The sequence below is a fragment of the Terribium retamae genome, from assembly GCF_022347545.1.
Lineage (GTDB): Bacteria > Pseudomonadota > Alphaproteobacteria > Rhizobiales > Rhizobiaceae > Mesorhizobium > Mesorhizobium retamae.
In genome coordinates, this window is sequence record NZ_JAKREW010000053.1 from 21,462 (window position 1) to 27,653 (window position 6,192).

Sequence of the window (6,192 nt, forward strand, 5' to 3'; positions counted from 1 at the left end):
CTTTCCAGGCTTTGGTCGGCCCGGAAACAACAACAAGAGGGTGCTAAGCCCTCGCAAAGGAGTAGCAAAATGCCCAAGATGAAGACCAAATCGGCCGCCAAGAAGCGGTTCAAGATCACTGCGACTGGCAAGGTCAAGTCGGCTGCTGCCGGCAAGCGCCATGGCATGATCAAGCGCACCAACAAGTTCATTCGCGATGCCCGCGGCACGATGGTTCTGGCTGAACCGGATGGCAAGAAGGTCATCAAGAACTTCCTGCCGAACGGCCTGTAAGCCCGGCTAGCGCTGAATTTAAGGAGATCATGACATGGCACGTGTAAAGAGAGGCGTTACCGCCCACGCCAAGCACAAGAAGGTCCTGAAAGCCGCCAAGGGTTTCTACGGCCGTCGCAAGAACACCATCCGTATCGCCAAGCAGGCGGTCGAGAAGTCGCTGCAGTACGCCTATCGCGACCGCAAGGCGCGCAAGCGTAACTTCCGCGCGCTCTGGGTACAGCGCATCAACGCCGCTGTGCGCGAGCATGGCCTGACCTATGGCCGCTTCATCGACGGCCTCAACAAGGCTGGCATCGAGATCGACCGCAAGGTCCTGTCCGATATGGCCATCCACGAGCCGCAGGCTTTCGCCGTGCTCGTCGGCAAGGCCAAGGTCGCGCTCGAATATCTGAAGAACACCACCCCGAATGCTTTTGAAAGCGCTGTCGCTTAAAGACCAGCGTCTTCCCAAGCTTTTCGAAATCTGATTTGGGAAACCCGCGCTGGCACGGCTGGCGCGGGTTTTTCTTATGTCGCGCTCCAGAGCAATTCCAGCAAAAGTGTGCAGCGGTTTTGCGTTCGGAATTGCGTAGAAACAGAAAGAGTAACCACTCGCTATCAAGCGGCCTTTGTACAGCCGACGGATAGTCCCGATCGAAAGAGTTTTATCGTGAACGCCAACGCTGGAAATCTCGAAGTCCTGGAGAGCGCGCTGCTTGCCGATATAGCGGCTGCTGCCGACGAGCAGGCCATCGAAGCCGTGCGCATCGCCGCTCTCGGCAAGAAGGGCTCCGTATCGGAGCTGTTGAAGACGCTGGGCGCGATGACCGCCGAGGAGCGCCAGGTGCAGGGCCCTGCGATCAACGGGCTGAAAAACCGCGTCACCGAGGCGCTGGCCGCCCGCAAGGCCGAGCTGAAGAATGCGGCCGTGGCCGCCCGCCTCGTTGCCGAGACGCTCGATGTCACGCTGCCGGTGCGCCAGTCGCCGGCAGAGCGCGGCCGCATCCATCCCATCAGCCAGGTCATCGACGAAATCGCCGCCATCTTCGGCGACATGGGCTTCGCGATCGCCGAAGGCCCGGACATCGAAACCGACCACTATAACTTCACCGCGCTGAACTTCCCCGTCGGCCACCCGGCGCGCGAGATGCACGACACGTTTTTCCTGCAGGCGGCCGAGGGCAACGAGGCCAAGCTGCTGCGCACCCACACCTCTCCGGTGCAGATCCGCACCATGGAGGCGCAGAAGCCGCCGATCCGCATCGTCATCCCGGGCAAGACCTACCGCATGGATTCAGACGCGACCCATACGCCGATGTTCCACCAGCTCGAAGGGCTGGTCATCGACCGCACGGCAAACGTCGCCAACATGCGCTGGGTGCTGGAAGAGTTCTGCAAGGCCTTCTTCGAAGTGCCAAGCCTGAAGATGCGCTTCCGTCCGTCCTTCTTCCCGTTCACGGAACCGAGCCTGGAAGTCGATATCCAGTGCGACCGCTCGCGGCCGGGCGAAGTGCGCTTCGGCGAGGGTAACGACTGGATGGAGATCCTCGGCTGCGGCATGGTTCATCCCAATGTGCTGCGCGCCGGCGGGCTCGATCCAGACGAGTACCAGGGCTTCGCCTGGGGCATGGGCATCGACCGCATTGCCATGCTGAAATACGGCATGCCGGACCTGCGCGCCTTCTTCGACGCCGACGTGCGCTGGCTGTCGCATTACGGCTTCCGCCCGCTCGACATGCCGACTTTGTTCGGCGGCCTCAGCACATGACGAGTGCTGTTGCCGGTCCTTATGCCGGTGCCGTGACCTTCGCCTTCGGCGACAGTCCGGAACTGGCGGACGAACTGCTGGCGCTGGTGCTGGCAGGCCGCAAGACCGCGACCTGTGGCGCACTCCGCGACTTCGGCGATCACGAGCCGGTGCCGGTGGTTGGGCGGCGCGACGTGGTGCTCGATGGCCAGGGCCGCCGTGCCGCGGTCATCGAGACGGTGTCGGTGGACATGAAGCGCTTCGACGAAGTCGATGCTGACTTTGCGCGCGAAGAAGGCGAAGGCGACCTGTCCTATGAGTACTGGCGAGAGGCACACGAAGCCTATTTCGGCCGTAATGGCGGTTATTCGCCGGACATGATTCTGATTTGTGAGCGGTTCCGGCTGGTGGAAGTGCTCGACCGTAACGATACGAAACGAGTGAACCCATGAAATTCACCCTCTCCTGGCTCAAGGATCATCTGGAAACCGATGCCACGCTGGACGAGATCGTCGAGCGTCTGACGTCGATCGGCCTCGAGGTCGAGTCGGTCGACGACAAGGCAGCGCTGAAGCCCTTCGTCATTGCCAAGGTGCTGACGGCTGCAAAACATCCGGACGCCGACAAGCTGCAGGTGCTGAGTGTCGACATCGGCTCCGGCACGCCCATACAGGTCGTCTGCGGTGCGCCCAACGCGCGCGCCGGGATGATCGGCGCCTTCGCGGCGCCCGGCACCTATGTGCCCGGCATCGACGTCACCCTCTCGGTCGGCAAGATCCGTGGCGTCGAAAGCCACGGCATGATGTGTTCCGAGCGTGAACTCGAACTGTCGGACGAACACAACGGCATCATCGATCTGCCGCAGGATGCGCCGGTCGGCACATCCTTCGCGGCTTATGCCCATCTCGACGATCCGGTCATCGAGATCAACCTGACGCCGAACCATCCGGAGGCCACGGGTGTCTATGGCATCGCGCGCGATCTCGCTGCATCGGGTCTCGGCAAACTGAAGACCGCGCCGGTCGAACCGGTCGCCGGCAAGGGCGCCACGCCCGTCAAGGTCAAGATCGAAGCGCCGGATCTCTGCCGCGTCTTCGCATTGCGGCTGGTGCGCAACGTCAAGAACGGTCCGTCGCCGAAATGGCTGCAGCAGCGGCTGATGGCGATCGGCTTGCGGCCGATCAACGCGCTGGTCGACATGACCAACTACATCACTTTCGATCGCGGCCGCCCGCTGCACGTCTTCGACGCTGCCAAGGTCGCGGGCGACCTGGTGGTCCGCCGTGGCAAGGAAGGCGAAAGCGTTCTGGCGCTCGATGGCCGCACCTATGCCGTGACCCCTGACATGTGCGTGATCGCTGATGACAATGGCGTTGAATCCCTCGCCGGCGTCATGGGCGGCGAACATTCGGGCTGTGACGAGAACACCACCGACGTGCTGATCGAGGCCGCCGTCTGGGAGCCGCTGACCGTAGCGCGCACCGGCCGTACGCTCGGCATCATCACCGATGCCCGCTACCGCAACGAGCGTGGCATCGATCCGGCCTTCAACGGCCCGGGCATCGAGCTTGCCACGCGCATGGTGCTGGATCTCTGCGGCGGCGAGCCGGCCGAGGTAGAAGTGTCGGGCGAGACCGGCTTCACGCCGAAGGTCGTTTCCTTCCCTGTGTCGGAGGTCAAGCGCCTGACCGGCATCGATGTGCCGGGCTCGACAAGCCTCGATATCCTGACCCGGCTCGGTTTCGTCGTGAAGGGTGATGGCGATGTGGTCGAGGTCGCGGTGCCATCCTGGCGCCCCGACGTCGACGGCAAAGCCGACCTGGTCGAAGAGGTGATGCGCATCCACGGCGTCGACGAGATCCGGCCGCAACCGCTGTCCAGCCATGGCGTCGTCAACGGCAAGATCCTGACCACGCTGCAGATCCGCACCCGCGCTGCCAAGCGTGCGCTGGCCGTGCGCGGCATGATGGAAGCGGTGACGTGGTCGTTCATCCCGGTGAAGCACGCCGAGCTGTTCGGCGGGGGCCAGAAGCACCTGAAGCTGGCGAACCCGATCGCCGCCGACATGTCCGACATGCGGCCGTCGCTGCTGCCCGGCCTTGTCGCTGCGGCACAGCGCAACGCCGATCGCGGGCTCGGTGATGTCGCGTTGTTCGAGGTATCCGGCACCTATGAAGGTGATACGCCTGAAGCGCAGCGTCGCGTCGCAGCCGGCGTGCGTCGCGGTACTGCCAAGCTCGGCGGTTCCGGCCGCCACTGGGCAGGCAATGCGCAGGGGGTTGGCGTGTTCGATGCCAAGGCCGACGCCATCGCGGTGCTTGAAGCCTGCGGTGCGCCGGTCGACCGGCTCCAGATCGAGACGGGTGCGCCGTCCTGGTATCATCCGGGTCGCTCCGGCGTCATCAAGCTCGGCCCCAAGGTGGTGCTCGGCCATTTCGGCGAGTTCCATCCGACGGCACTGGAAGTGCTCGACGCTTCCGGCCCACTCTGCGGCTTTGAAGTGTTTGTCGACACCGTCCCGGAGCCGAAGGCCAAGCCGACCCGCACCAAGCCGAAGCTGGAGCTCTCGTCCTTCCAGGCCGTGAAGCGCGACTTCGCCTTTGTCGTCGACAAGGCTGTCGAGGCTGGTACGTTGACGCGTGCCGCCCTTGCCGCCGACAAGAAGCTGATCACCGGCGTTTCCGTCTTCGACGTGTTCGAAGGGGCCGCGCTGGGGGCAGGCAAGAAGTCGATCGCCATCGAGATCTCGATCCAGCCGGTGGAAAAGACGCTGACCGACGAGGATTTCGAAGCGCTCGCCAAGCGCGTGGTCGAAAACGTTGCCAAGCAGACCGGCGGCGTGCTGCGTACATAATACCAGAGGCCCTGGATGTTGACACATCCAGGGCGCCTCAATCGCCGGCGCGGCCCATCCGGGCCGCTTGGCTCTCGCGCCAACGGGCGCGGCGCCCAAGAACATAAGCAATTGGCGCGCGCTCAAACGGTCATTCGAGATGACCATTTGGATAGTGCTGGGAGATAGCAACGATGCCGGCGATCCGTACCACACGACTTCCCGCCGGCATCGACGTTCCGGTGCTCGGCCAGGGCACCTGGTATATGGGCGAGGACAGGCGCCGCGCTGCCGATGAAGTGGCGGCGCTGCGGCTTGGGCTCGATCTCGGCATGTCGCTGATCGACACTGCCGAGATGTATGCCTCGGGTGGTGCCGAGGAAGTGGTGCGCGACGCGATCGCCGGGCGCCGCGACGAGGCCTTCCTGGTCTCCAAGGTGTTGCCGTCGAATGCGTCGCGCCAGCGCACGATTGCGGCCTGCGAGGCCAGCCTGAGACGGCTGGGTACGGATCATATCGATCTTTACCTGCTGCATTGGCGCGGCGGCGTGCCGCTGGCCGAGACAGTCGAAGCCTTCGAGGCGCTCCAGGCCGACGGCAAGATCGGCCATTGGGGCGTCAGCAATTTCGATCTCGACGACATGCAGGAGCTGGCGCGCGTTTCCGGCAGCTCTGCAGTGCAGACCAACCAGGTGCTCTACAATCTTGAAAGCCGCGGCATCGAGTTCGATCTTTTGCCGGCTTCGCAGCAGGAGAACATCCCGGTCATGGCCTATTCGCCGATCGGGCAAGGCGCCTTTGCAGGCGACGATAGGCTTGCCGGGATCGCCCGGCGTCACGATGTCAGCACTACGCAGGTGGCGCTGGCCTGGGTGCTGCGCCACAAGGGCGTCATCGCCATTCCGAAAGCCGTTAAGCCGGAGCATGTCCGCGCCAATCGGGTCGCTGTCGATCTCGTGCTGACCGAGGTGGATCTGGCTGAAATCGATGCCGCCTTCCCGCCGCCGCGCCGCAAGGTGCCGTTGGAGATGATCTGAGGGCCGTTTGAAGCGCGGGCGTCGTGTTTTGGTGCGTCCTTCGAGGCTCGCCCGCCAAGTTTTGCATGAATTTTCAAGCGCTTTGCGGGCTCGCACTCAAGATGAGGGCTATTGTGCAACCGTGCTAAGTACTGAGACGTATCAGAATTGGCGTCCTGGCACCCCAACGGCCCTCATCAACTCTGAGGACTTTCGGCGTCTCTGAGCCTTGCGTTGAGCGTGATGACGATCTTTCTCATGACTGCAGCGATGGCGACGATTGGCTTTTTGCCGTTGCCGACGAGACGGCTGTAGAAGGCTGCGAACTGGCCATGGCCAGC

The 6,192-nt window shown here is 63.3% G+C and carries 6 protein-coding genes and 1 pseudogene; 6 read left to right on the plus strand and 1 reads right to left on the minus strand.

Translation table 11 applies throughout. The features are described 5' to 3' along the window. Nucleotides 1-69: 69 nt before the first annotated feature. The 6 genes from rpmI (at nt 70) to L4923_RS27550 (ending at nt 5,872) form a co-directional block, all read left to right on the plus strand. The gene (gene rpmI / locus L4923_RS27525) at nt 70-273 is read left to right on the plus strand and encodes a 50S ribosomal protein L35 (protein WP_239370298.1); all 204 of its coding nucleotides are present in this window, start codon (nt 70-72) and stop codon (nt 271-273) included. A gap of 34 nt (nt 274-307) precedes the next feature. Beyond that, complete coding sequence (gene rplT, locus L4923_RS27530; protein WP_024924238.1) at nt 308-709, plus strand: 50S ribosomal protein L20; 402 nt, start codon at nt 308-310, stop codon at nt 707-709. 216 nt (nt 710-925) lie between these two features. Beyond that, complete coding sequence (gene pheS, locus L4923_RS27535; protein WP_239370299.1) at nt 926-2,023, plus strand: phenylalanine--tRNA ligase subunit alpha; 1,098 nt, start codon at nt 926-928, stop codon at nt 2,021-2,023. Continuing rightward, the gene (locus tag L4923_RS27540; protein WP_239370300.1) at nt 2,020-2,454 is read left to right on the plus strand and encodes an ASCH domain-containing protein; all 435 of its coding nucleotides are present in this window, start codon (nt 2,020-2,022) and stop codon (nt 2,452-2,454) included. The genes pheS and L4923_RS27540 overlap by 4 nt, the downstream gene beginning before the upstream one ends. Beyond that, complete coding sequence (pheT, locus tag L4923_RS27545; RefSeq protein WP_239370301.1) at nt 2,451-4,856, plus strand: phenylalanine--tRNA ligase subunit beta; 2,406 nt, start codon at nt 2,451-2,453, stop codon at nt 4,854-4,856. The genes L4923_RS27540 and pheT overlap by 4 nt, the downstream gene beginning before the upstream one ends. Nucleotides 4,857-5,029: 173 nt before the next feature. Continuing rightward, nucleotides 5,030-5,872, plus strand: coding sequence for an aldo/keto reductase (locus L4923_RS27550; RefSeq protein WP_239370302.1), 843 nt, complete (start codon nt 5,030-5,032; stop codon nt 5,870-5,872). Between the two features lie 176 nt (nt 5,873-6,048). Here L4923_RS27550 and L4923_RS27555 read toward each other — a convergent pair. After that, nucleotides 6,049-6,192, minus strand: a pseudogene (locus L4923_RS27555) (IS110 family transposase); the annotation flags it as partial.